Annotated in this window: 26 protein-coding genes and 1 tRNA gene; 8 read left to right on the top strand and 19 right to left on the bottom strand. The window is 73.3% G+C overall.

Annotation, left to right across the window (positions count from 1 at the left end; all coding sequences use genetic code 11):
- The first annotated feature begins 80 nt into the window (after positions 1-80).
- Positions 81-1,049 (top strand): hypothetical protein, encoded by a 969-nt coding sequence (locus AC3A3L_RS13825; RefSeq protein ID WP_487640618.1) that lies wholly within the window; start codon positions 81-83, stop codon positions 1,047-1,049.
- Positions 1,050-1,064: 15 nt separating this feature from the next.
- Here the strand turns inward: AC3A3L_RS13825 and AC3A3L_RS13820 are convergent, their stop codons facing one another.
- Genes AC3A3L_RS13820 through AC3A3L_RS13795 form a run of 6 tightly spaced genes read right to left on the bottom strand, consistent with a single transcriptional unit; the run spans position 1,065 to position 5,783 of the window.
- Positions 1,065-1,718 (bottom strand): GTP cyclohydrolase II, encoded by a 654-nt coding sequence (locus AC3A3L_RS13820; RefSeq protein WP_487640617.1) that lies wholly within the window; start codon positions 1,716-1,718, stop codon positions 1,065-1,067.
- Positions 1,715-2,410 carry a RibD family protein gene (locus tag AC3A3L_RS13815; RefSeq protein WP_487640616.1) on the bottom strand — a complete coding sequence of 232 codons (696 nt, stop codon included), beginning with the start codon at positions 2,408-2,410 and terminating at the stop codon, positions 1,715-1,717. Before AC3A3L_RS13815 ends, AC3A3L_RS13820 begins: the two co-directional genes overlap by 4 nt.
- On the bottom strand, positions 2,403-3,329 hold the full coding sequence (locus tag AC3A3L_RS13810; RefSeq protein WP_487640615.1) for a lysylphosphatidylglycerol synthase transmembrane domain-containing protein: 927 nt from the start codon (positions 3,327-3,329) through the stop codon (positions 2,403-2,405). The genes AC3A3L_RS13815 and AC3A3L_RS13810 overlap by 8 nt, the downstream gene beginning before the upstream one ends.
- On the bottom strand, positions 3,326-4,384 hold the full coding sequence (locus tag AC3A3L_RS13805) for a glycosyltransferase family 4 protein (RefSeq protein WP_487640614.1): 1,059 nt from the start codon (positions 4,382-4,384) through the stop codon (positions 3,326-3,328). Before AC3A3L_RS13805 ends, AC3A3L_RS13810 begins: the two co-directional genes overlap by 4 nt.
- Positions 4,381-4,776, bottom strand: coding sequence for a 6-pyruvoyl trahydropterin synthase family protein (locus tag AC3A3L_RS13800; RefSeq protein ID WP_487640613.1), 396 nt, complete (start codon positions 4,774-4,776; stop codon positions 4,381-4,383). Before AC3A3L_RS13800 ends, AC3A3L_RS13805 begins: the two co-directional genes overlap by 4 nt.
- Positions 4,764-5,783 carry a zinc-dependent alcohol dehydrogenase gene (locus AC3A3L_RS13795; RefSeq protein WP_487640612.1) on the bottom strand — a complete coding sequence of 340 codons (1,020 nt, stop codon included), beginning with the start codon at positions 5,781-5,783 and terminating at the stop codon, positions 4,764-4,766. Before AC3A3L_RS13795 ends, AC3A3L_RS13800 begins: the two co-directional genes overlap by 13 nt.
- Positions 5,784-5,868: 85 nt before the next feature.
- On the opposite strand from AC3A3L_RS13795, the gene AC3A3L_RS13790 reads away from it, so the two are divergent.
- From AC3A3L_RS13790 to AC3A3L_RS13780, 3 genes are read left to right on the top strand one after another with little or no spacing between them, the layout of a single operon-like run.
- A complete protein-coding gene (locus AC3A3L_RS13790; RefSeq protein WP_487640611.1) occupies positions 5,869-7,557 on the top strand; it encodes an alkaline phosphatase family protein in 1,689 nt (562 codons plus the stop codon).
- A gap of 43 nt (positions 7,558-7,600) precedes the next feature.
- Positions 7,601-8,119 carry a sigma-70 family RNA polymerase sigma factor gene (locus AC3A3L_RS13785; RefSeq protein ID WP_487640610.1) on the top strand — a complete coding sequence of 173 codons (519 nt, stop codon included), beginning with the start codon at positions 7,601-7,603 and terminating at the stop codon, positions 8,117-8,119.
- A complete protein-coding gene (locus AC3A3L_RS13780) occupies positions 8,116-8,856 on the top strand; it encodes an anti-sigma factor family protein (RefSeq protein WP_487640609.1) in 741 nt (246 codons plus the stop codon). Before AC3A3L_RS13785 ends, AC3A3L_RS13780 begins: the two co-directional genes overlap by 4 nt.
- On the opposite strand, the gene AC3A3L_RS13775 is transcribed toward AC3A3L_RS13780, so the two are convergent.
- The 3 genes from AC3A3L_RS13775 to AC3A3L_RS13765 all read right to left on the bottom strand — a co-directional run bounded on the left by AC3A3L_RS13775 (position 8,839) and on the right by AC3A3L_RS13765 (position 11,577).
- Positions 8,839-9,204: a hypothetical protein gene (locus AC3A3L_RS13775; protein ID WP_487640608.1), complete on the bottom strand. Its 366-nt coding sequence runs from the start codon at positions 9,202-9,204 to the stop codon at positions 8,839-8,841. The genes AC3A3L_RS13780 and AC3A3L_RS13775 overlap by 18 nt on opposite strands.
- Before the next feature lie 5 nt (positions 9,205-9,209).
- The gene (locus AC3A3L_RS13770; RefSeq protein WP_487640607.1) at positions 9,210-9,941 is read right to left on the bottom strand and encodes a CDP-alcohol phosphatidyltransferase family protein; all 732 of its coding nucleotides are present in this window, start codon (positions 9,939-9,941) and stop codon (positions 9,210-9,212) included.
- A 184-nt stretch (positions 9,942-10,125) separates the two neighbouring features.
- Positions 10,126-11,577, bottom strand: coding sequence for an RNB domain-containing ribonuclease (locus tag AC3A3L_RS13765; protein WP_487640606.1), 1,452 nt, complete (start codon positions 11,575-11,577; stop codon positions 10,126-10,128).
- A gap of 153 nt (positions 11,578-11,730) precedes the next feature.
- Here AC3A3L_RS13765 and yaaA point away from each other — a divergent pair, with 153 nt between their 5' ends.
- Positions 11,731-12,510, top strand: a complete 780-nt coding sequence (yaaA, locus tag AC3A3L_RS13760; RefSeq protein ID WP_487640605.1) for a peroxide stress protein YaaA — start codon at positions 11,731-11,733, stop codon at positions 12,508-12,510.
- A gap of 8 nt (positions 12,511-12,518) precedes the next feature.
- Here the strand turns inward: yaaA and AC3A3L_RS13755 are convergent, their stop codons facing one another.
- The 4 genes from AC3A3L_RS13755 to AC3A3L_RS13740 are packed head-to-tail and all read right to left on the bottom strand — an operon-like array spanning position 12,519 to position 17,082.
- The gene (locus AC3A3L_RS13755) at positions 12,519-13,613 is read right to left on the bottom strand and encodes an FUSC family protein (RefSeq protein WP_487640604.1); all 1,095 of its coding nucleotides are present in this window, start codon (positions 13,611-13,613) and stop codon (positions 12,519-12,521) included.
- Between the two features lie 14 nt (positions 13,614-13,627).
- The gene (locus AC3A3L_RS13750) at positions 13,628-14,368 is read right to left on the bottom strand and encodes a zinc ribbon domain-containing protein (protein WP_487640603.1); all 741 of its coding nucleotides are present in this window, start codon (positions 14,366-14,368) and stop codon (positions 13,628-13,630) included.
- A gap of 28 nt (positions 14,369-14,396) precedes the next feature.
- Positions 14,397-15,515, bottom strand: coding sequence for a Nif3-like dinuclear metal center hexameric protein (locus AC3A3L_RS13745; protein WP_487640602.1), 1,119 nt, complete (start codon positions 15,513-15,515; stop codon positions 14,397-14,399).
- A 22-nt stretch (positions 15,516-15,537) separates the two neighbouring features.
- Positions 15,538-17,082, bottom strand: coding sequence for an AMP-binding protein (locus AC3A3L_RS13740; RefSeq protein ID WP_487640601.1), 1,545 nt, complete (start codon positions 17,080-17,082; stop codon positions 15,538-15,540).
- Positions 17,083-17,171: 89 nt separating this feature from the next.
- Here AC3A3L_RS13740 and AC3A3L_RS13735 point away from each other — a divergent pair, with 89 nt between their 5' ends.
- Genes AC3A3L_RS13735 through AC3A3L_RS13725 form a run of 3 tightly spaced genes read left to right on the top strand, consistent with a single transcriptional unit; the run spans position 17,172 to position 19,666 of the window.
- Complete coding sequence (locus AC3A3L_RS13735; protein WP_487640600.1) at positions 17,172-17,543, top strand: hypothetical protein; 372 nt, start codon at positions 17,172-17,174, stop codon at positions 17,541-17,543.
- Complete coding sequence (locus AC3A3L_RS13730; RefSeq protein WP_487640599.1) at positions 17,512-18,954, top strand: sensor histidine kinase; 1,443 nt, start codon at positions 17,512-17,514, stop codon at positions 18,952-18,954. The genes AC3A3L_RS13735 and AC3A3L_RS13730 overlap by 32 nt, the downstream gene beginning before the upstream one ends.
- A 40-nt stretch (positions 18,955-18,994) precedes the next feature.
- Entirely contained in the window at positions 18,995-19,666 is a 672-nt protein-coding gene (locus AC3A3L_RS13725; protein WP_487640598.1) for a response regulator transcription factor, read from the top strand.
- 3 nt (positions 19,667-19,669) lie between these two features.
- Here the strand turns inward: AC3A3L_RS13725 and AC3A3L_RS13720 are convergent, their stop codons facing one another.
- From AC3A3L_RS13720 to AC3A3L_RS13695, 6 genes are all read right to left on the bottom strand, one after another.
- On the bottom strand, positions 19,670-20,569 hold the full coding sequence (locus AC3A3L_RS13720) for a serine/threonine-protein kinase (protein ID WP_487640597.1): 900 nt from the start codon (positions 20,567-20,569) through the stop codon (positions 19,670-19,672).
- Positions 20,570-20,605: 36 nt separating this feature from the next.
- Complete coding sequence (locus AC3A3L_RS13715; protein ID WP_487640596.1) at positions 20,606-21,004, bottom strand: hypothetical protein; 399 nt, start codon at positions 21,002-21,004, stop codon at positions 20,606-20,608.
- Positions 21,005-21,126: 122 nt separating this feature from the next.
- A tRNA-Val gene (locus AC3A3L_RS13710) sits at positions 21,127-21,198 on the bottom strand.
- A 178-nt stretch (positions 21,199-21,376) separates the two neighbouring features.
- On the bottom strand, positions 21,377-21,862 hold the full coding sequence (locus AC3A3L_RS13705) for a peroxiredoxin (protein ID WP_487640595.1): 486 nt from the start codon (positions 21,860-21,862) through the stop codon (positions 21,377-21,379).
- Positions 21,859-23,538, bottom strand: coding sequence for an AMP-binding protein (locus AC3A3L_RS13700; RefSeq protein WP_487640594.1), 1,680 nt, complete (start codon positions 23,536-23,538; stop codon positions 21,859-21,861). The genes AC3A3L_RS13705 and AC3A3L_RS13700 overlap by 4 nt, the downstream gene beginning before the upstream one ends.
- A complete protein-coding gene (locus tag AC3A3L_RS13695) occupies positions 23,535-23,963 on the bottom strand; it encodes a DUF3052 domain-containing protein (RefSeq protein WP_487640593.1) in 429 nt (142 codons plus the stop codon). Before AC3A3L_RS13695 ends, AC3A3L_RS13700 begins: the two co-directional genes overlap by 4 nt.
- Between the last annotated feature and the right edge of the window lie 167 nt (positions 23,964-24,130).

Below are 24,130 nucleotides of genomic sequence, written 5' to 3'. Positions count from 1 at the left end.
CCCAGCGGGTGCGCTATCCCTCGACTGTGGGGCCGCGTTCGCGCCGCATCCTGGTGCAGCCCCGAGTGAGGAGCACGGCCATGGATGAATCGCAGCACCTCCCCCAGACCGAGGAGGTCGACCCAGCACTTCTCGAGCTGCCGGACTCGGCCCCGCCGTCCACCCACGCGATGACCCACGTCGAGGACGCGCTCCGGTCGAGCGGACTCGACTCCGAGGTCGCCGAGGTCCTTCCCACACGCGGCGGTCACCTGGCGGACCGCATCTGGGACGTCTGGACCGATGTCACGTGGTCGGACGCCTTCCGCGTGAAGCCCACGCTCGACCTCGACATCGACCTCGACCGGTTCCGGTGGCCGGCGTCGCTCTACATCCCCAGGGACGCCGACTATCGCGACCACTGGATGGTTCCACCTCCCGACCGGCAGCGGTACGCCCTGGCGTGGCCGGCGGTGGGAAGCACGACACGGCCGGACTGGGCGTCGGCGCAGTCCGGCGACATGTTCGCGTACACGATCGTGCCGTGGACCTCGCCCGGCGACGACACCCGCTCGGAGGCGGGTATCGGGATCCTCTACTCCCCGACCTTCACCCTCGGCACCGTGGACTTCGAACCGATGGTGAACGTCAAGGACGGCATGCTCACCGCGGTGCTCGACTACTACCCCACCCTCTCCGCAGGTCACGTCACGCTGCGAGCGAGCGTGGTGCTGGCTTCCTGGCAGGTGATCCCCGGTGGGTTCGACCTGCTCGACCACGCCGTGCTGCCGATCGCGGGCGTGACCCGCGACCAGAGCTTCGGACCCGAGCGCGCGAAGCTGCCGGGCTCGCTCTTCACCCCACGCCCATTCCGCAAGCGCTTCCTCGTGCAGGCCGGGCGCGAGTACCTCTTCGGCGTCGTGGGCCGCGTCGAGGCGCTGTCCACGATCACGGATCCGCAGGGCCGGCCGCTGACGGGAACGAACGGCACCAGCTTCAAGGTCTACACGTGGATCACGCTCGGCGTCCCGTACATGACGGTCGACACCGTCCAGGTGCACATCCCCTAGAGACCGACCCGTCGGTCACGACCCCGGCAGGTGGAGCACGTGACCACCTGCGGCCTTGGTCGCGAGGTAGCCGAGGTTGACCGGGCTGACGTGGAGGCCGGTCGGCACCCTGCGCCCGACGCTGATACCGGCCTCCTCGAGCTGGTCCGCCTTGTCCGGGTTGTTCGAGAGCAGGTCGAGCCGGTCGACGCCGAGCGCCTGCAGCATCTGCACCGCCACGGTGTAGTCGCGCGCGTCGTCGGCGAAGCCGAGCGCCCGGTTGGCCTCGTAGGTGTCGAGCCCACCGTCCTGGAGGGCGTACGCGTCGATCTTGTTGTAGAGCCCGATGTCGCGTCCCTCCTGGCGGAGGTAGAGCAGGTAGCCGCCGGCCCGGCCCACCCGGCGGATCGCCTCCTCCAGCTGGGGCCCGCAGTCGCAGCGCGCGCTGCCCAGCACGTCGCCGGTGAGGCACTCGCTGTGCAGCCGCACGAGGGGTACGCCGACGGGGCGGGCGTCGTCGTGCGCACGGCTCCCCAGCCCGACCGCCACGTGCTCGCGACCGTCGACCAGCCCGTGGAAGGTGGTCAGCCGGGCGGGCACCGAGGTGCCGTCCGCCAGGCGCAGCGGCAGGTCCACCGCACGCCGCACGGACGCGGCGGGGACGGAGCCGCGGACGGGTTCGACGCTCATGCGGACTCCTCGAAGCGGGGCGAGAGGGCGTAGCGCAGCAGGACCACGTCGCCGATCTGCTGGGTCCCGGCGAGCCGCGCGCGGTGGCCGGGGTTCCAGGGGAAGGCGCCGTCGCCGACGAACCTCCGGGCCTGCGAGCTGCCGACGAAGAACGGGGCGACGACGAGGTGCAGCTCGTCGGCGGCCGCCGAGGTGAGGAACTGGGTGTGCACGCGTCCCCCGCCCTCGACCATCAGCCGTCGCACGCCGCGGTCGTGGAGGTCCGCGCTGAGCCGCGCCACCTCGACGTCCGGGCCGCCGTCGACGACCGTCGCGACGTGCGCCAGCCGGCTCCGGGCCGTGCGCAACGACGGGGTGGCGCAGTAGACGATCTTCTCGCCGTCGCCCGTCGCGAAGAAGTTGCTGTCGGCGTCGAGCCGTGCGTGCCGGGTCATCGTCACCTTCGTCGGCGACTCCGCCATCCCCTGTGCGCGCCGACGCTCGCGCAGCGCGGGGTCGCGCACCAGCAGGCGCGGGTTGTCGTCGCGCACCGTGCCGGCACCGACGAGGATCGCGTCGCACTCCGACCGCACCCGGTCGACGCGACACAGGTCGGCGTCGTTCGACAGCACCAGCCGCTCGCGGGTGGCCCCGCCGAGGTAGCCGTCGAGCGAGATGCTGCAGCTCAGGATCGTGTAGGGACGCTCAGGCACGGACCCTCCCCCCGGCCGCCGAGGGAGCGGTCGTCCGCCGGCCCGACGCCACCACCACGACCAGCCCGGGAAGGTTCGCGACGAGGACCATCGCGCCGTAGGCCACCGCCGTCGCCACTCCGGTCGCGGCGCCGAGCCCCGCCGTGGCGAACGCCCACGCCGCCATCCCCTCCCGCGGTCCCCAGCCGGCCAGGTTGAGGGGCAGCCCGGCGGCCACCAGCACGACGAGCACCAGCGGGAGCAGCGTCCGGACGGACGCGTCCACGCCGACCGCGCGAGCGGCGACGACGTACGTCGCCACGTAGCCGGCGAGCGCCACCAGCGAGGCGACGAGCACGCCGGGCCACGACCGTCGCACGAGCAGGGCGAGGCGTACGTCGTCGCGGGCCGTGCGCGCCAGCCGGCTCCACCAGCCGTCACCCCGCGCCGACCGGACGGCCAGCGCCGCGCCGGCGGCGACCACCACGAGGCCGGCCAGCACCCAGGGGAGCACCGGGCGCACGGGCGTCGGCAGGAACCCCAGGACGAGCACCGCGACGACCGCTTGCACGGCCTGCCCGGACGCCCGCTCCCAGCCGACGGCACGCAATGCGCGCCCGGTCTCCCCCTGCGAGCGACCGTGCACCACCCCTCGGTGCACGTCGCCCAGCACCCCGCCCGGCAGGACCGTGTTGAGGAGCTGCGCGCGGTAGCAGGCCGCCACGGCAGCCGGCAGCGCGATCTCCACCCCGAGCTCGCGCGCCACGAGGTGCCAGCGCCACGCGCACGCGACCGTGGTCACCACCGCGATCGATGCCCCGAGCAGGAGCACGGGCACGTCGAGCGACCGCAGGCCGTCGAGGACGGCGGCGCTGCCGACCTGCCAGACGACCACCGCGAGGATCGCCCCACCCGCCAGCCAACGCCATTCCCGCCTCACGCCGGGCCCTCCCCCACGACCGCGGCGACGCGCGCCGCCGTGACGGGCCACCCCGCCAGCTGGCCGCGCTGCTCCACCGCACGCGCGCGGAGCTCCTCGCGCAGCCCCCGGTCCGTCAGCCACCAGCGCAGCGCCGCGGTCAGTGCGCCGGGGTCGCCCGGCCGGACCAGGATCCCCGGCATCCCGCGTCCCGGCACCTCCCCCAGCGCCTCGCGCACCCCGCCGACGTCGGTCGCCACCACCGGCACGCCGTGGGCCAGCGCGTCGGCCACCACCATGCCGTAGGTCTCCGCACGGCTCGGCAGCACCAGCAGGTCCGCACCGGCGTACGCCACCTCGAGCGCGTCCCCCGTGAGCGCGCCGGCGAGCACGAACCGTCCCGCGAGCCCCATCTCGGCACTCGTCTTGAGCACCAGGTCCGCGAAGTCGAGGTCGACGGAGTCGGCGCCCGCGCAGGTGCAGTGCCACGTCAGGTCGCGGACGTCGGCGAGCGCCGCCAGCAGCTGGTCCTGCCCCTTGACCGGGCTGATCGTCCCGACGGAGAGCAGGTTCGTCCCCTCGGCCGACCCCGTGGAGACGGGAGCCGGGTCGACGCCGGGGTGCGCCACGTGGACGGCGCCCGGCGCGACGTCGTAGTGCTGCACCAGCCACTCCCGGCACCAGGCGCTCGTCGTGACCACCGACGACACGGCCGCGACCACCCGCCGCTCGGCGAGCCGGGCCAGCACGTCGTCCACGCCGGCCGGCAGGTGCACCAGCAGCACGACCCGCAGCCGCGCGCACGCCGGCACCACCACCTCGGGAAGCCGGGAGGCGAGGAGCGCGTCGACGAGCACGACCGACCCGTCCGGGATCCCGCCCAGGGCCCGTCGAAGGCCCCGGTGCCCCAGAGCCGGCGCCCACGGCCAGCCACCCTCGACCTGGTGGACCTCGACCTGCCACCCGAGGTCGTGCAGCGCCGCGCAGACGCGGCGGTCGTAGGTGTTGCCGCCGCTCGGCCGGCGCGGGTCGTCGACGCCGCGCGGCACGACAACGTGCAGGACCCCGGCCGTCACAGCGACCTCTCGTAGCTCGCGGACGCCACGTGCGACTCCTGCAGCGTGACGAGCAGCCGGTCGACGTGGTCGGCCGGCCCCAGGTCGCCGGCGGCGACCCGCTCGGCCAGGCGGTCGGCCACGTGCCGGGCGAGCACCTCGGTGGTGGTGTTGGTGCCGACGAAGGCCGGCTCCTCGTCGAGGTTGCGGTAGGACAGCGTCCCGACGACCTCAGCGAGCAGCGCCGCCGCCCGGCCGATGTCGACGAGGATGCCGTCGGCGCCGAGCTCCTCGCCCCGGAAGGTCGCGTCCACCACGAACGTCGCCCCGTGCAGCGCCTGCGCCGGCCCGAAGACCTCGCCGCGGAAGCTGTGCGCCACCATCATGTGGTCGCGGACCGTCACGCCGAACACGCGACCTCCTCCTCAACCTGCTCGACCTGCTCCGCAGCCGCCGGGTAGGTGACGGAGTGGCACAGCGCCGGCAGCTCGCGGGACACCAGCCGCGGCATCACCTCGGGCAGGTCCTCGAAGGGCGACTCGCCGGTCAGCAGGCAGTCGAAGGCGTCGTCGCGGAGCAGGTCGAGCGCCAGCGCGAGTCGCTGCGCGGTCGTACGACGGTCGCGCCGCGCGGGCGCCACCCTGCCCACCTGGCTGGCCCGCAACGACAGCCGTCCGGAGTGGAAGCTGCCGCCGAGCAACACGGTCGTCGGCTCGTCGCCGTACCAGCTGAGCTCCAGCACCGTTCCCTCGCTCGCGAGCAGGTCGAGGCTGCGCTGCAGCCCCGCCGACGTCGCGCTGGTGTGCACGACGAGGTCGCAGCCGGGCGGCGCGTCGTCGGGCAGCGCGAAGTCCACGCCGAGCGCGGCGGCCACCGGGGCACGCGAGGCGTCGACGTCGACGAGGGTCACCGAGGTGCCGGGCACCCGTGCCGCCAGCCGCGCCACGCTGCACCCGAGGACACCGGCTCCCACCACGGCGATCCGGTCACCGACCAGGGGCGGCGCGTCCCAGAGCGCGTTGACCGCCGTCTCGACGATGCCGGCGAGCACGGCTCGTTCGACCGGCACGCCGTCGGGGACCGGCACGACCGCCCCGGCCGGGACGACGTACGCCGTCTGGTGCGGGTGGAGGCAGAAGACCGCCCGGCCGAGGAGGTCGGCCGGGCCCCCCTCGACCCGGCCGACGTTGAGGTAGCCGTACTTCACCGGCGCGGGGAAGTCGCCGTCCTGGAACGGCGCCCGCATCGCGTCGTGCTGGCTCGCGGGCACCCGACCGCCGAAGACGAGGCTCTCGGTCCCGCGACTCACCGCCGACCGGAGCGTGCGAACCACCACGTCGTCCGGGCGGGGCGTGGGCAGGGCGACGTCACGGATCTCGCCCGCCCCCGGCTCGCGGAGCCAGAAGGCCCGTGACCGCATCCGCTCCTCCTCACCGGTGAACCACGACGACGCCGGTCCCGTATCCCTCGACGACGTGCTCGTAACCGGGGTGAACGGAGCAGAGGTGCCGACGGTTCAACGGTGGCGTGGTCGCGCCGCGACCGCTCTGACGCTGCTCGCGCTGGGGCTGGTGCTGGTGGTCCTGACGGCCCCCGACCGGCTCGACGAGATGGCGCCGAGCGCGTTCCTGCGACTGCCGGTCGAGCTGGTCGTCCTCCTCGCCCTCCTGCTCGCCCTGCCCGACCGCGCGCGGCGCGTCCGCGGCCTCGTCCTGGCTGCGGCCGGCCTGCTGCTCGGCGTGCTCGCGGTGTTCAAGCTGCTCGACCTCGGCTTCGGCCAGGCCCTCAACCGGCCATTCGACCCGATGATCGACTGGCGCTACGCGGGCGACCTCGTCGACACCGTCCGCGGCTCCGCCCCGGGTGTGCTCGGCGTCGTGCTGCTGGTGGTCGCCGGCGTCGTGCTGCTCGGCGCGCTCCTCGTGGTCCCGCTCGCCCTGCTCCGCGTGTGCCGGGTCGCCGTCCGCCACCGACCGGCCGCCGCGCGGGCGGTCGCGGTGCTGCTCCCGGTCTGGCTGGTCCTCAGCCTGCTCGGCGTCCGCGCCGGCACGGTCCCGGTCGCCTCCGACGCCGCGGCGTCGTACGCCTTCGCACAGGTGGCGCGGGTGCCGTCCCAGCTGCGCGACCAGCGCGAGTTCGCCCGCGCCGCGGCCGACGACCCCGCCCGCGCGACGCCGGCCGCCGACCTCCTCACGGGGCTGCGCGGCAAGGACGTGCTGGTGGTGTTCGTCGAGAGCTACGGACGTGTCGCGCTCGACGACCCCGGCCTATCCCCCGGCGTGGTGGCCACGCTCGACGACGGCACCCGGCGGCTCGAGCGCCACGGCTACCGGACGCGCAGCGCCTGGCTCACCTCCCCCACCTTCGGCGCGATCAGCTGGCTCGCGCACGCCACCCTCCAGTCCGGGCTGTGGGTCGACAGCCAGCAGCGGTACGACCACCTCGTCACCACCGACCGCGAGACCCTGTCCAGCCTGTTCGGCCGCGCCGGGTGGCGGACCGTCGCATCGGTCCCGGCCAACGACCGCGACTGGCCGCAGGGTGCGTTCTACGGCTTCGACCACGTCTACGACTCCCGCAACGTCGGCTACCGCGGTCCGCGCTTCGGCTACCCGACGATGCCCGACCAGTTCACCCTCGACGCGTTCCAGCAGGCCGAGCTCGCGCCCGCCCACCGGCGGCCGGTGATGGCCGAGATCGACCTCATCAGCAGCCACGCGCCGTGGTCCCGGACTCCCGACCTGCTGCCGCAGACGTCCGTCGGCGACGGGAGTGTCTACGACGGGATGCCCGAGACGCTGCCCTCCGAGGCCGACATCTGGCCCGACGCCGACCGGGTGCGGGCGGCGTACGCCGACTCGATCGTCTACTCCCTGCAGTCCGTCGTGTCGTTCCTCTCGGCGTACGACGACGACGACCTTGTGGTGGTGCTGCTCGGGGACCACCAGCCGGCCACCATCGTGTCCGGTGCGTCGGGCAGCGACCCCGGCCACGACGTGCCTGTCACGGTGATCGCCAAGGACCCGGCGGTCATGGACGCCCTCGGCCCGCGAGGGTCGGACTGGGGTTGGGACCCCGGGATGCGGCCCTCGGACGGCGCCCCGGTGTGGCGGATGGATGCGTTCCGCGACGAGCTCCTCCGCACGTACGGCCCCGGGGGCCACACTGTGACGGCACGGGCGGCCACGCGTTGAACCATCCGGACGGCGGCGTCGTCCTCCCGTGCAGGAGGGCGGGATGCCGAAGGACGAGGTCGCGCTGATGCAGCAGGTGCACGACGAGCACGCCGACGTGCTCTGGCGCTTCTGCCTGCGCCTGGTCGGCAACGACCGCGGCCGCGCCGAGGACGTCACCCAGGAGACGCTGCTGCGTGCCTGGCGCCACGGGACGATCCTGCACAGCCCGCCGGCGGCCGTCCGCTCCTGGCTCTTCACCGTAGCCCGCAACATCGTCATCGACGACTGGCGCGCCCGGCAGGCCCGTCCCGAGACACCCGTCGACGAGGTCCCCGAGCAGCGCCGGTCGAGCGAGGACGACGCCGACGACCAGCTGCTGCTGTCGTGGGTCGTCGCGGAGGCGCTCACCCACCTGTCCGAGGACCACCGCACCGTGCTGCTCGAGTGCTACTACCGCGGTCGCCCCGTCGCCGAGGTGGCGCGCCGCCTCGGCGTCCCGCCCGGCACCGTGAAGTCCCGCACCCACTACGCCCTGCGGGCGCTCAAGCTCGCGCTGGAGGAGATGGGGGTGTCCGCATGAGCACGCCGACCACCTGCCCCCACGCGCACGACGACGCGGCCTACGTGCTCGGTGCCCTCAGCCCTGCCGAACGGCTCGACTTCGAGCGGCACCTCGACACCTGCGACGAGTGCTCGCGATCGGTCCGCTCGTTCGCCGGGATGCCCGGCCTGCTCGACCTCGTCGACCCCGCAGTCCTCGCGGACCCGCCTGCGGACCCTCCCCTCCCGGCGACCCTGCTGCCCTCGCTCACGCGAGCGGTCGAGGTCCGCAGCCGCCGTCGCGTCCTGGTCGTCGCCGGGCTCGCTGCCGCGGCGGCGGCCGTCGTCGCGCTCGCCGTCCCGGCGGTCCTCCACCGTGCCGAGGCGCCGGTGTCCGGGCCGGGCACGAGCACGTCCTCGCCGCAGACCCCTGCGTCGCCGGACAGCGGGAACGGTCTCGAGACGCGCGCGATGGCCCCGCTGGGTGACGTGCCGATCGAGGCCAGCATCGGCCTCGAGCGGGTCGCGTGGGGCACCCGGATGCTGCTGATCTGCACCTACGACAAGGACTCGATCCCGGTGGAGCTGCCCGAGAAGGTGGACTACGTCATGTGGGTCACCGCCGCCGACGGCCGCTCCGAGCAGGTCGGCAGCTGGACGTCGGTGAGCGGCACCACGATGGAGGTCCCGGCCGCGACCTCCGTCCGCCGCGGCGACATCGCCCGCGTGGAGGTGCGGACGATGGACGGCCGGGTGGTCCTACGACTTGACGCGTGAAGCGAGCGGGTTGTCCGCGGCGAGGAGCCGCGCCCCCGCGACGATCGCGACGACCTCGGCCGCGGCCGCGACCCACACGGCCCAGCCGGTCCAGTTGGCGGTGACGCCGAACAGGCCGACCGTCGTGGCGAGCACGAAGGCCAGCAGCGTGCTGGCCCCGAAGCCGAGCGCCAGGAACGCCGGCACCCAGTGCCGCCACGCGAGCAGCAGCACCGCGATAACCGCACCGGCGACCGCGTTGAGCATGAACGACGGCCCGAGGAAGGCGTCGTCCCTGGCGAAGTCGAGCCAGAGGTAGAGGTGCACCGCCGCCGAGACGAGGACCGCTGTCGCTGCGATGACGCGCATGAGTCTCACCTGCCGTGTTCGAGGACCTTTGCAGGGAGTACGTCCGCGGCACCCGCCCGGTTCAGTCGCCGTCGCCACTCCCACACCACGTCCCGTCCGAACGACTCGGCGAGCAGCAGGGCCGCGACCACCAGCGCGGCGTACGTCGTCGCTGCCGGCGCGAGGCCCGACGCCGCGACCGTCAGGGCGATGCCGACGTAGGCCGCCACCACCTTGCGCCAGTAGCGCGGTGGCAACGGCCGACGCATCCACGGCAGGAAGCGGACCGCCACGGCGTACGCATAGCGGACCAGGCCGAGCCCGAGCACCCACGCACCGTGGTCGCGGGCCACGAGGACGCTGAGCACGAGGATCAGGAAGGCGTCGGCCTCCCCGTCGAGACGGGCGCCGTACGCCGACGCGGTGCCGGTGCGCCGCGCGACGCGGCCGTCGACGAGGTCGAGCACCAGCGCGACCACGGTGATCGCCACGAGCGTCCCGACCTGCTCGCGGCCGGTGAGGGCCTCGGCCACCATCCCGGCGACCCCGCAGGCGAGCGTCGCGCGGGTCAGCGTGACGAGGTCCGCCGGCCCGAAGGCGGTGACCCCGTCGACCGTCGCCCGGCGACCGGCCGCGACCGCCAGCACGAGCGCGCACGCCACTGCCACGCCCCAGCCGACAGGCCCGACCCGCAGCACCGCGAGCAGCGCCACCACCCCGACGAGGCAGCCGGCCAGGCCACGCCGCACTCCGATCACGGGACACCTCCTCCCCCAGGCGTACGAGCGCGCCCTCCGCCCGGTTCACCTGACCGCGAACGGACGGACACCATGCAGGCAGTTCAGGCCGTCATCAGGCTTGCCCACGCTCAGCGCGGCTGCTGTCCCGGCGAACTGCCTGCATGGTGCTCGGGCAACCGCTGCGGGTCACCGTGGAGCCACGTCAGACCAGCCGGAACTCCACCTTGCGCGTCCTCGGGTCGGCGCTCGCCAGCTCGACGGTGACCTCCTCGCCGAGGGGGAGGTCGGAGTCGCTCGTCACCCGGGCCTCGATGGCCGGGTCCTGGATCGTGATGTCGCCCTTCTGCCTGCTCTTCTCGTCGAGGTCCACGACCACGGCGGGGAAGCGCTCGCCCACCCGGGCGTGGAGCAGCTCGGCCTCGCAGAGGTCCACCACGGCGTTCTCGTAGCGGTTGGCCCGGCGCCCCGACTCGGTCATCGTGTCGGGCAGCCCGGCCATCGCCTCGACGACCCACGACGGCACGTCGGTGCCGGCGCACAGCGCGACGCAGATCTCCCCGGCGTAGCGGTCGGCGAGGCGGCGCAGCGGGGCGGTGACGTGGGCGTACTCCGAGGCGAGAGCGGAGTGCTGGGCCTGCTCGGGGAGCTCACCGTTGAAGACGACGTATCCGGCACCACGCAGCAGGCGGGTGCACGCGACGATCATCGCCGCGTGGGTCGGCTTCGACGGGTCGAGCGTGCGGACGAAGTCGGGGTAGAGCTGCTCGGCCGGCCACGAGATGCCGAGGGCGCGTGCCGTGCGGTGGAGGCGCTGCACGTCGTGAGGGGCCGCCGGCGGCAGGGTGCGCAGGATGCCGACGCGGGCGTAGACCATCAGCGAGGCGGCGCCCATCCCGGTGAGGAGGGAGATCTGGGCGTTCCAGGTCTCCACCGGCGTGAGCCTCCGGAACTCCAGCTCCCAGTGCCCGTCGCCGGACTCGACGAGCTCCTGCTCGGGCAGCGGCAGCGACACGCCGCCGCGGGCCGCCTCGCGGGCGAGGCGCAGCTCGCCGACCTCCTCGAGCAGGCCGATGAGCTCGTCGGCCCTCCCCGCGTCGAGGTCGGCCTGCACGCCCTCGTACGACAGCTTGGCGCGCGAGCGGACCAGCGCCCGCTCGACCACGACGTCGGTGCCCTCGCCCGTCTCGTCGACCTCGATGGTCCACAGCAGCGCCGGACGCACCTCGTCGGGCAGCAGCGACGCGGCGCCCTCGCTCAGCACCGTCGGGTGCAGCGGGATCTTGGAGTCGGCGCCGTAGAGCGTCTCGCCGCGGCGGTTGGCCTCGACGTCCACAGGGTCGCCCGGGGTGACGAACGCCGCGACGTCGGCGATGGCGTAGTGCACGACGTAGCCGTTGCCCGAGCGCTCGATGTGCATCGCCTGGTCGAGGTCGCGGGCCGACTCGGGGTCGATGGTGACGAACGGGATGTCCGTGCGGTCGAGCTCCGGCAACCGGGGCGCAGCGGCCGCCTCGGCCGCGGCCCGTTCGACCGCCTCGGGGAACGTCGCAGTGACGTCGAGCTCCGCCTGGATCGCGGCGATGCCGTCGCGCATCTCCTGTGCCGTCACGCTGTCCCCGCTGGAGCGGACCTTCACCACACGGTTGCTGGGCATGTCCCGACCCTAGTCGGGAGCGACGAAGTCGCGCACGACGTGGGGAGGGAGGTCGAGTGTCCCCGCGAGCGAGGCACGACGTCGCGACGGGACGTACCGAGACCCGCGACCCTGGCCGGGAGATCCCGGCACGCGCTGCCTACGCTTGCGCCCGTGCTGATCCTGCTGCCGCCCAGCGAGGGCAAGACCGCTCCCCGTCGCGGCAAGGCCCTCGACCTCGGCTCGCTGTCGTCGCCCTCCCTCACCGCGACCCGGGAGGCGCTCCTCGACTCGCTGGTGCGCCTGTGCACCGACGACCCGGACAAGGCCGCCGCCGTGCTGGGCCTCGGCCCGGCCCAGCGCGACCTGGTGCGGCGCAACGCCGACCTCGAGGACGCCCCCACCGCGCGCGCCGACGCGATCTACACCGGCGTGCTCTACGACGCCCTCGGCTTCGACACCCTCTCCCCCGCGGCCCGTCGCCGGGCGACGGCATGGGTGGCCATCACCAGCTCGCTGTTCGGCATCGCCCGGCCCGGCGACCGGATCCCTGCCTACCGGCTGTCCGGCGACGCCACCCTGCCGGGCACCGGATCAGTCGCCGGCGCGTGGCGCGAGGTCCTCGGTGCGGCCGTCACCGAGGCGGTCGGCCCGGGCCTGCTCGTCGACCTCCGCTCCGGGACGTACGCCGCATTCTGGCGGCCCGACGCCTCGCTGGCCCGCCGCGTCGCGACCGTGCGCGTGCTCCACGAGTCGGCCGGCAAGCGGTCGGTCGTGAGCCACTTCAACAAGGCCACCAAGGGCCGCATCGTCCGCGCCCTGCTCGAGGACGGCGCCAACCCTCGCACCCCGAGGGCGCTCGCCGACACCCTCACCCGGCTCGGCTGGACCGTCGAGGTCGGCGAGCCGACCGCGAAGGGCACCCAGCTCGACGTCGTGGTGACGGAGGTTTGAGCGGAGACCTAGCGCAGCGGGATCATGTCGGTCGCCTCGAGCGGGTCCATCCCGCAGAGCGCGAGCATGTCGGCGACGATCGAGCGCACCTGCGCCAGGATCACCTCGGCGGACAGGTCGTCGCTGTGCTCGACCTGCGCGGTGGCGCGGCCGAGGGCGATGAGGTCCTCGATGACCGCCACCGCCATCCGGTCGGCCACCAGCTCGTCGGCCACCCGGTCGGAGAGGACCGCCAGGTCGCGCAGCAGGGCGGCGTACGACGCCGGCACGGGCTCGCGGCGGTAGGACGCCACGGCGACCCGGCGCACGACGACGCGGGTGTTGCGCAGGGCCACGTCGAGCGGCTCGACGAGCTCGGCCAGCTGGCGCTGGTGCTCGCCGTGCCGGCGGCGGAACGGTGAGGAGCTGACCACCGACAGCCCCTCCGACGACGCCGCGCGCAGCTCGGCGATGAGCGAGTCGGTGGACCGGGCGTCGCGCAGCACCGCCAGCGCCTTCTCGACGTCACCGTCGCCGAGGCGGTCGGCGGACGAGCGCAGCAGCTCGGCGATCTTGCGCACCACCACTGCCGCCTGGTCGCGGGGCTTGCGCAGCGGGGCGCGCGGCACGACGGTGGCCGCCACGAGCGCGACCGATCCGCCGATGATCGCGTCGGTCCAGCGGAGGAAGGCGTCGCCCGGGGCGGGCGCCAGGGCGGCGACGACGATCCCCTGGACGGCGGCCTGGATGACGATGATCTGCGCGGCGTCGAGCAGCAGGGCGATCGACATCCCGGCCGCCACGATCAGCGTGATCTGCCACCCGCCCGAGCCGATCAGGTGGGTGGCCGCGTCACCCAGGAAGACGCCGAGGGCCACGCCGACGGTGACCTCCGCGACCCGGCGCTGGCGCTGGCCGTAGGACATCCCGAGCGACACCACGGCCGCGATCGGCGCGAAGAACGGGAGCCGGTGGTCGAACACGTCGGCCGCCAGCCACCACGCGATGCCGGCGGCGACCGCGCACTGGCCGATCACCCAGCCCTTGGACCGCAGCCGGGCCACCCGGGCACGCAGCGACGTACGACTGCGCTCCGCGACGAGCTCCGCGTCGATGAACCGCACGACGCGTCAGCTCCTCAGAGGCCGGACTCGTCGGTGCGCACCAGGATGCGCTGGCACTCCTCGCAGCGGATGACCTCGTCGGCCGGGGCGGAGCGGATCCGCGAGAGCTCGGACGCGTCGAGGGTCATGTTGCAGCCGCCGCACTGGCGGGCCCGGAGCAGCGCGGCCCCGATGCCCTTCTGCTCGCGCAGCCGCTCGTAGAGCGCCATCAGGTCATCGGGCATGCCCTCGGTCGCCGGCCCACGGGAGGCCGACACCTCGTCGAGGGTGCGGTCGATCTCCACCCGCTTCTCGTCGCGCGCCGCGACCAGCTCGGCCAGCCGCGCGTCGATGTCGTCGGCGCGGATGCCGAGGCCGTCGAGCACCTGCTGGGCCTCCTCGAGCTTCTCCATCACCTCGAGCTCGGCGTCCTCGAGCGTCGAGATCCGGCGCTCGAGAGAGACGAGCTCGTGCTGCATCCGCTCGAGGTCCTTGGGGTTCGTGATCTGCCCGCTGTCCATGCGGGTGCGGTCACGCTCGCGGCGGGTCTTGACCTGCTCGACCTCGCGGTCGGCCTTCGTCTGCTCGACGGTGAGGTCGTCGACGACGATGCGCGCGTCGCGCACCTGGTCGGTGAGCGCGGTGCGCTCGGCCTCCAGGGCGCTGATCTCGGCCAGCTCCGGCAGGTGGCTGCGCTGGTGTCGCAGCTGCGCGGCGCGGGAGTCGAGCTCGGCGACGTCGAGGAGTGCGAGCTGGTGGGTGGGATCGGCCTTCAACGGCTCTCCTGCTTCGACATTCGGGGGATCAGTGGCGGAACGTCCACGGGTCGGTGCACCTCGTGCTGACCCGGGTCTCGACCCTATCGCCCATCTCCCGGCGCAGCCGACCCTCCACCGCCGGCAGCCAGGTCCACTCGGCCGCCCAGTGCGCGACGTCGACCAGCGCCGGCCCGTCCTGCTCGAGGAACTCGGCCGCCCGGTGGTGCCGGAGGTCGCTCGTGACGTAGACGTCGACGTCGCTGTGGGCGAGCTCGTCGAGCAGGAAGTCGCCCGCCCCGCCGCACACCGCGACCCTCCGCACCGGCCGCTGCGGGTCACCGGCGACGCGTACGCCGTGCGCGGTCCCCGGCAGCGCCTCCGCGACCCGCGCGGCGAAGTCCTGGAGCGTCGTCTCCTCCACCGTGCCGCGCCGGCCGGTGCCGGTCGTCGCGAGCCCCGGGTCGGCGAGCGGGACCACGTCGAAGGCCGGCTCCTCGTACGGGTGTGCTGCCAGCAGCGCCCGCACCACCGCCGTACGTCGACCGCGCGGCACCACCGCCTCGACGCGCACCTCCTCGACCACCTCGAGGTCGCCGACGGCACCGATCGCCGGCGAGGCGCCGGGTAGCGGGCGGAAGCGCCCCTCGCCCGCGGCGGTCCACGTGCACGAGTCGTAGTCCCCCAGCCGTCCCGCGCCCGCCTCGGTCATCGCCACCCGGACGGCGTCCGCGGCGTCGACGGGCACGAAGACCACGACCTTGTCGAGCGGTCCGGCCGGTGCCGGTCGGATGGGTGCGAGGTCGGTGAGCCCCAGCGCCAGCGCGAGCGACTCCGAGACCCCGGAGACCGCCTGGTCGGCGTTGGTGTGGGCCGCGAGCAGCGCACAGCCACCGGCGGTCAGCGTGTGCAGGGTGCGCCCCTTGGGCGTGTCAGCGGCGACCGAGCTGACGGGCGTGAGGAACAGCGGGTGGTGCACGACCAGCAGGTCGGCGCCCCACTCCACTGCCTCGCGTGCCACCTCGACCGTCGGGTCGACGGCGAACATCACGCGCGCCACCTCGGCCGACGGGTCCCCGGCCACCAGGCCGACGGCGTCCCACGAGTCGGCCGTCGCGGGCGGGTACCAGGAGTGCAGCAGGTCGACGACGTCGGCGAGGCTCGGCATGCGCGCAGGCTAGTTGACCTGGCTAGTTGACCTGCCGCTCCTGCCCCTCCCAGTAGGGCTGGCGCAGCTTGAACTTCTGCAGCTTGCCGGTCGCCGTGCGCGCCAGCTCGTCGCGGAACTCGATCGAGGTCGGCGCCTTGTAGCCCGCGGCCCGCTCCTTGCACCAGGCGATGAGCTCGGCCTCCATGTCCTGGCTGTCCGCGCTCGCGCCCTCGGCCAGCACCACGAGCGCCTTGATGGTCTCGCCCCACTTGTCGCTGGGCACGCCGATGACCGCGACCTCCGCCACGGCCGGGTGGGAGAAGAGCACGTCCTCGACCTCGATCGAGGAGACGTTCTCGCCGCCGGTGATGATGACGTCCTTCTTGCGGTCGCTGATCGTGAGGTAGCCGTCGTCACCGATCACCCCACCGTCACCGGTGTGGAACCACCCGTCCACGAGCGCCTTCTCGGTCTCGTCCGGCCGCTCCCAGTAGCCCTCGAGGATCACGTTGGACCGCGCCAGCACCTCGCCCTCGGCGTCGGTGCGCAGGCGTACGCCGATGGCGGGCGCGCCGGCGCGCACGAGCCGGGCAGCCCGCTCCTCCGCGGGCAGGTCGTCCCACTCGGCGCGGCTGCGGTTCACGGTCAGCAGCGGCGAGGTCTCCGTGAGGCCGTAGATCTGCACGAACTCCCAGCCGAGCTCCTCCTCGACCCGGACGACGGTCTTCGTCGGCGGCGGCGCGCCGGCCATGATGATCCGCACGCGGTCGCGGCCGGGGATCTCGCCCTCCCAGTCCTGGGCGGCCTCCAGCACCGCCGCCGCGACGGCCGGCGCCGCGCACATCACCGTCACGCCGTGCTGCTCGACCCGGCGCAGGATCTCGGCGCCGTCGACCTTGCGGAGCACGACCTGCGGGACGCCGAGGCCGGTCATCGCGAAGGGCATCCCCCAGCCGTTGGCGTGGAACATCGGCAGCGTGTGGAGGTACACGTCGCGGTCGCACACCCCGGCGTGGAGGCCGAAGGTCACCGCGTTGGTCCAGAGATTCCGGTGGGTGAGCTGGACGCCCTTGGGCCGCGCCGTCGTGCCCGACGTGTAGTTGATCGTGGCAGTCGCGTTCTCGTCGGGCTCCCAGGGCCGCGGCTCGGCCCCGGGCTCGGCGAACATCGACGCGTCCTCGCCGAGCACGAAGGTGTGCTCGACGTCGACGCCCTTCAGCGACTCCACCAGCTCCGGGTCGACGTAGAGCACCCGCGCGCCGGAGTGGGACACGATGTAGGCGATCTCGTCGGGCCGCAGCCGGAAGTTGATCGGCACCAGCACCCGCCCCGAGCCGCAGACACCGAAGAACGACGTCAGCAGGCGCGCTGAGTTGTGGCTGATGATCGCGACCCGGTCGCCGACCTCCAGCCCCAGCTCGTCCAGCTTCGCCGCCTGGCGGCGCGACAGCGCGAGCGCCTCGGCGTACGTCAGGGTGCCGAGCGACGCGGCGGGCTGGTCGGGCTCGTCGATGAAGCCCGGGCGCTCGCCGTAGACGGCCGCAGCGCGCTCGATGAAGTCGGTGACGCTGAAGGGGACGATCATGCGCCCACTGTGGCACGCGTCACGCAGTCTAAGAAGGCTCTCATCCGCGTCTCACGGTGTCCCCACGCCGGATGGCCACCATCGGACCCATGGGACAGGTGACCAGGGTGCTGCTCCTCCTCGCGGTGGTGGTGCCCGTGACGGCGTACGTCGCCGGGTCGCTGGCCTCGCCCGGAGCACCGCCGCCTGCCGACCACAGTCCCGTGATCCTGCGCGACGCCCCCACCACCGACCCTGCCCCGACCACCGACACGACCGCCGACACGACCGCCGACACGACCGCCTCCCCCTCCCGCCGACCGTCCCCGCGCACGCCAGCGCCGAAGCCGGACGGCCAGCGCGGCGGCGACGAGGCACGGGTCGTGACGCCGAAGCCGACCCCGGTCGGAGAGGATGACGACGACGAGTGGGACGACGACGGGCCGGACGATGACGACACCGACGACGAGCGGGACGACTGACGGTGCCCGTCGTCGCTTCGCCCGTGTCTCGGTCCGCACCCGCATCACGGTCGTCATCGCGGTCCTCACGGCGGTGGCGATGACCGGCGCGGGGCTGCTGGTGTACGCGCTCGAGTCCGCGCGCATCGAGCGCCAGGTCACCGCGCAGATCAGCCAGGAGATCGCCGAGTTCCGGGCGCTGCGCATCGACCCCAACACCGGCGAGGAGTTCGACGACGTCGGCCGCGTCCTCAACGTCTTCCTCACCCGCAACGTGCCGGACGACGACGAGATGCTCGTCGGCTACGTCCGGGGCCGGACGCCCGAGCGCACCGTCAACCGCTACGGCCAGGAGGTCCTCGACGAGCCCGGCTACCAGGACGTGCTCGCCGACCTCGACGGCGTCGGCGGCACCCGGGTCATCGAGTCACCCACCTTCGGCGAGACCTGGGTGACGCTCGTCCCGGTCACCAACACGCAGGGCGAGGGCTCGCTCGTCATCGTCAGCTTCCTGCGCGACGAGCACGAGGAGCTCGACTCCACGCTGCAGACCTACACGCTCATCGCGCTGCTCTCGCTCGGGCTGATCACCACGATCGCCGGCTTCCAGTCCGGCCGCCTCCTGGCGCCGTTGCGCACCCTCGAGGGCACGGCCCGCGAGATCACCACCACCGACCTCTCGCGGCGCATCCCCGAGCGCGGCAACGACGACATCACCGCCCTCACCCGCACGATCAACAGCATGCTCGAGCGGCTCGACGCCGGCTTCGCCGCGCAGCGCCAGTTCCTCGACGACGCCGGCCACGAGCTGAAGACCCCGCTCACGGTGCTGCGCGGGCACCTGGAGCTGCTGGAGCACGGAGACCCGGCCGAGCTCGCCCAGACGCGCGAGCTCCTCCTCGACGAGGTCGACCGGATGTCGAGGCTCGTGCAGGACCTCATCCTGCTGGCGAAGAGCCGCCGCCCCGACTTCCTCGTCCTCGGCGAGGTGGACCTGGCCGTCCTCACCCAGTCGGTGCTGGCCAAGGCCACCGCCCTCGGCGACCGGGAGTGGAGCCTCGACGGGGTCGCGCGCGGCCGCGCAGTGCTCGACGAGCAACGGGTGACGCAGGCACTGCTCCAGCTCGCCGACAACGCGGTCAAGCACACCGATCCCGGAGCCGTCGTCGCGGTGGGCTCGGCCCGCGAGGACGGCGTGGTCCGCCTGTGGGTCCGCGACTCCGGGGACGGGATCCCGGCCGAGGACCGTGACGCGGTGCTCGAGCGCTTCGGCCGCAGCCACGTGCGGGCCGGGGACGACGGCTTCGGCCTCGGGCTGAGCATCGTGCGCGCGATCGCCGACGCCCACGGCGGCGACGTACGCATCACCGACGCCGAGCCCCACGGCGCGCACGTCGAGGTCATCCTGCCGGACCGGGAGATCGAACGATGACCGACGACCTGACCTGTGACCCGAGGAGGAAGGACCCCCGATGGCCCAGATCCTGATCGTGGAGGACGAGGAGCGGATCGCCTCGTTCGTGGCCAAGGGCCTCCGTGCCGAGGGCCACCAGCCCACCGTCGCCGGCGACGGTCCGAGCGGCCTCGACGAGGCGCTGTCGGGACGCTTCGACCTGATGGTGCTCGACATCGGACTGCCCGGGATGGACGGCTTCGAGGTCCTCGACCAGCTGCGCTCCCAGGGGAGCCGGATGCCCGTCATCGTGCTGACCGCCCGCGACTCGGTCACCGACACCGTCACCGCGCTCGACAGCGGCGCCGACGACTACATGGCCAAGCCGTTCCGCTTCGCCGAGCTGATGGCGCGCATCCGGCTGCGGCTGCGCGCCCTGGCACCGGCCGACGCGCAGGCCAACGGGGACGACCTGGTCGTCGGCGGGCTGCGGCTCGACCGGCGCACGCGCCGCATCACGGGGCCACGGGGCGAGTCCGAGCTCTCCGCGCGCGAGTTCGCCCTGGCCGAGATCTTCCTGCTCAACCCCGGCCAGGTCCTCACGCGCGAGCAGCTCCTCGACCTCGTGTGGGGCTACGACTTCGACCCCGGCTCCAACGTCGTGGACGTCTACGTCGGCTACCTCCGCAAGAAGCTCGGCACCGACACCATCGCGACCGTCCGCGGGGTCGGCTACCGGCTCGGCACCTGACCCTCAACCCCTGATCCGGAAGCCGGCGAGCGAGCCGCGCGGCAGCCCGGCCAGCACCGGCTCGAGCGCCTCGGCCACCTCGTGCGGCAGCGGGCGGTCGTCGGGGTCGCGACGCAGGCAGGCACGGATCGTCTCGGCGACGACGGCCGGCACGTCGTCGGGCAGCACCGCGGGCGCCTCGACGAGCTGCGGGTAGCGACGACGTACGTCGTCAGCGTCGGGGTCGCCGTGCTCGAAGGGACGCCGGCCGGCGACCGCGTGGAAGAGCGTCGCGCCCAGGCCCCACACGTCGGAGGCGTAGGAGGGGACGGGACCGCCACCGTCGCGCGCGGCGCCGGGGTCGCACTGCTCGGGTGCCATGTAGGCGTCCGTGCCGATCGGGTGGCGGAGCCGCCGGGCGTCCTCCACGGGGCGGGCCACCGACAGGTCGATGAGCCGCGCGGGAGCGCCCATGATGACGTTGCTCGGCTTGATGTCGAGATGGGTCCAGCCGATGTGACGGAAGTAGTGCAGGGCCGCAGCGACGTCGATGGCGAGCGGCAGGTACTGCTGCTCCTGCAGCCGCCCGTAGCGGCGCACCAGGCTGGAGAGCCGCGGTCCGTCGACGTGCTCGAGCACGACGTGCGGGCGGTCGCCGTCCTGGCCGTCCCGCAGGCCACGCACCACGACCGGGTGGTTGACCGTGGCCAGGGCGAGGACCTCCCGGCGCAGTCCGCGCCGGGAGGACTCGTCCTCGAGCTGGGAGGGACGCAGCGCCTTCACGACGACAGGCGACCAGGTGACCTCGTCGAAGCACAACCAGGCCTCGTAGGCGGCCCCGCCACCGAGGCGGCGCAGCGCACTCAGCCCCGGCGCGAGGAGCTCGCCCTCGTCGAGGTGCCAGCCGTCGTCGTTCCTAGCCATGTCGCCTCCTTCGCAGCCTGCTCGTCCGGCCCGCGGTCAGCCGCGGGTGTCGTTGCGGCTGCGGTCGTTGGTGCTGTTGGCCGTCTTGTCGCGCGTCTTGTCGCCGCCGTCGCGCGTCCAGTCGCGGGTCCTGTCGCCACGGCTCTTGTCGCGGTCGCGGCTGACGTCGGTCACCCGGCTGTTCGTGTCGTCGTTCGTGTCGCGGCTCTGGCCGGTGTACGACGGGCCGTCGGTGTCGTCGTCCGCGTCGCCGTCCGTGTCGTCGTTGGTGTCGTCATCGTCGTCGTCGGAGACCAGGACGAGCGACGGGGCGTCGTCGTCGCGCTTGGCGGCCTCGTCCGGCGCGGCGGACACGACGGGCGACGACATGCCGATCAGGCCGAACGCGGTCAGGCCGGCGACACCCAGCAGGGTGGTGGGAAGGATCTTCCTCATCGTGGAACCTCTCGTCGGGGGCCGGTTCGGCCCGGTGTACGAGAAGGCTGCTGCGACGGGGTGAGCCGACCGTGAGGCGCGGATGAGAGGCCTCTCATGCGGCCCCGGCAGGCGGGTAGGGGTGCGTCGGGACGGTTTCGAACCGCCGACCGCTCGGGTGTAAACCGAGTGCTCTACCGCTGAGCTACCGACGCGCAGGGGCACACACTACGGGACCGCGGACCCGGCCCGGCAAACCGTCGACCTGGCCCGGAAATGAGTTGAACCGCTGGCGTCTCGGGTCACCAGCGGTTCAACAAGAAGAAGATTACACCTCACCCCAAATGGCGGTGAGGAATCGCGAAATTGGCCCAGATCGGTCTAGACCAGCGCTCAGACGAGGTGCGTCTCGAGCGCTGCGTGGAGCTCACGGAGGTGCTCGTCGAGGTCCCGTCCGTCGGGGTTCGCGTTGTGCACCGACCAGCGCAGCCGGCCATCGCGGTCGACGACGTACGACGACCGGCGAGGGGCGCCCTTGACCTCGTCGAACACCTCGTAGGCCCGCGTCACGGCGCCGTGCGGCCACCAGTCCGAGAGCAGGGGGAAGTTCAGGCCCTCGGCCTCCGCGAAGGTGCGCAGCGCGTAGACCGAGTCGCACGACACCGCCAGGACCTCGGTGTCGAAGGTGAGGAACTCGTCGAGGCGGTCACGCACGCCCGACAGCTCGCCGGTGCACACGCCGGTGAAGGCGAACGGGAAGAACATCAGCACGACCGCCTTGCGGCCCCGGAAGTCGCTGAGGCGGACGTCCTGGCCGAACTGGTCACGGAGCGTGAAGTCGGGTGCCTCGTCACCGATGCACAGTCCGTTGCCCGTCACGCTGGTCCCTCGCCGTCCCTCTGGTCGCTCGTCTGCTCGTGGCTGCTGTCCCACTCGGCCAGCTCCCGCTTCAGCACCTTGCCGGTCGCGTTGCGCGGGAGCTCGTCGAGGAACACGATCTCGCGAGGCACCTTGAACCGGGCCAGGTTGGCCCTCACGTGCTCGCGCAGGTCGTCCTCCGACACCTCGCCAGTGCGCACCACGAAGGCGCGCAGTCGTTGACCATAGCCCTCGTCGACAACGCCCACGGCAGCGACCTCCCGCACCGCCTCGTGGGCGACGAGGCAGTCCTCGACCTCCTGCGGGAAGACGTTCTCGCCACCGGAGACGATCATGTCGTCGTCGCGGCCGGCGACGTGCAGCCGGTCGGCGTCGTCGAACCAGCCGAGGTCCCCGGACGACATCAGCCCCCCGACGACCTCCTTGGACCCGCCGTTGGTGTAGCCCTCGAAGAGCAGCCCGTTGCCGACGAAGATCCGGCCCGTCTCCCCCCGCGGCAGCTCCTGCCCGGCGTCGTCGAGGATCTTGACCACGGTGCCGTACGGCGGCTTGCCCGCGGAGGTCGGATCGGCCCGCAGGTCCTCAGGAGTGGCGATCGAGGCGTAGGCCACCTCGGTCGAGCCGTAGATGTTGTAGAGGTTGTCGCCGAAGCGGTCCATCCACGCCTGCGCGAGCGTGGCCGGCAGCGCCGATCCCGACGAGGCGACGACCTCGACGCGGGAGAGGTCGACGCCCTCGAGCTCGGCGGGGTCGAGGGCCAGGACGCGCTGGAGCATCACCGGGATCACGACCATCGACTGGCACCGCTCGGCCTGCGTGGTCCGCAGCGCCTCGAGCGGGTCGAAGGTGCGACGCAGCACCACCGTCGAGCCCAGCAGCATCGCGAGTGCCAGGTGCGCGAAGCCCCAGGTGTGGAACAGCGGCGCCGCGATGTGGGTGCGCCACCCGGCACGCAGGGGCATCCGCGACAGCAGCGACACTGCCGCGTCGATGCCGGCCTCCTTGCGGGGCGCGCCCTTGGGGGCGCCGGTGGTGCCCGAGGTCAGGATCACGATCCGCGCGTGGCGCGCCGGCGGGTGCAGGCTGCCCTCGTCGTACGCCGTCACGAGCCGCTCGAGGGTCTCGCCGGCCCCGGCGGCCGCCGGGTCGGCGTCGGTCCAGGCCAGCACCCGGCGCTCGACGTCGGCGCCGCTGAGCAGCCCGGTGAACTCCTCGTCGTGGATCACCATGGTCGGCGCCTCGCGCTCGAGCACGTCGACGAGCTGCGGCCCCGCGAAGGCGGTGTTGAGGTAGAGGATGTCGGCGCCCAGCTTGGCGATCGCGATGGTGGCGTCGATGAAGCCGCGGTGGTTGCGGCACATCACCGCGACCGAGTCGCCCTCACGCACCCCGCGCTCGGCGAGCGCCCGCGCGAGGGAGTTGGAACGGCGCTCCAGCTCGCCCCACGTGAGCTCGCCGAGCTCGTCGACCACGCCCACCTGGTGCGGCTCGCGGGCGGCGAGCGTGGCGAAGCCGCCGGCCGGGCCGGTGCCCCACCGCAGGACCAGCCTGCCGATCTCGAGGAGGGTCCGGGGGCCGTGGGGCCTGATCACGCCCGCGCGACCCAGCACCTGCACGGTGGTCGCGACCCCGGACGCCCGGGCCACGAGGGTGGACGGGAGGTCGCGAGCGATCACGCGGGGGTCTTCGGCGCGACGAGCCGGATGGCCTGCCAGTCCTTGCTGACCGCCGCCGTGGTGGTCTGCGACAGGCCCGCGATCGGGGCCGCCTCGGTGACGTCGGACGGGTCGACGGTGCCGGGTCGGCCGACCTTGGGGGTGAGGAGCCAGATGGACCCGCCGCCCACGAGGTCGGTCAGGGCGTCGACGAGGCCGTCGACGAGGTCGCCGTCGTCGGCGCGCCACCACAGCAGCACGGCGTCGACCACGTTGCCGTAGTCGCCGTCGACCATGTCGGCGTCGATGCAGTCCTCGACCGCGATGCGCAGCTCGTCATCGGTGTCGTTGTCCCAGCCGAGTTCCTGGACGACCATCCCGGGCTTGAGCCCGAGCCGGTCCCCCGTTCCTGTCACCGGGGCAGAACCGCCCACCGTCGAGCTCACGCAGTGCCTCCTGTGTCCGGGGGTGCCCGACCAGTCGTGGTCAGGCGTGGATGCGCACAGTCCACAGGAACACAGCAGGAGCCGCAACCCCGGTCCACGCCCCGTCCTCGCGCGCGGCCCGCGTGGCCCGGGCCCGCGGGCGCGACGTACGGCCTGTGGGACTACCC

Source organism: Nocardioides sp. Soil_C_8 (assembly GCF_057656315.1).
The sequence above is the reverse complement of the archived record's forward strand: the minus strand, read 5'-3'. Positions and strand labels throughout refer to the sequence as shown.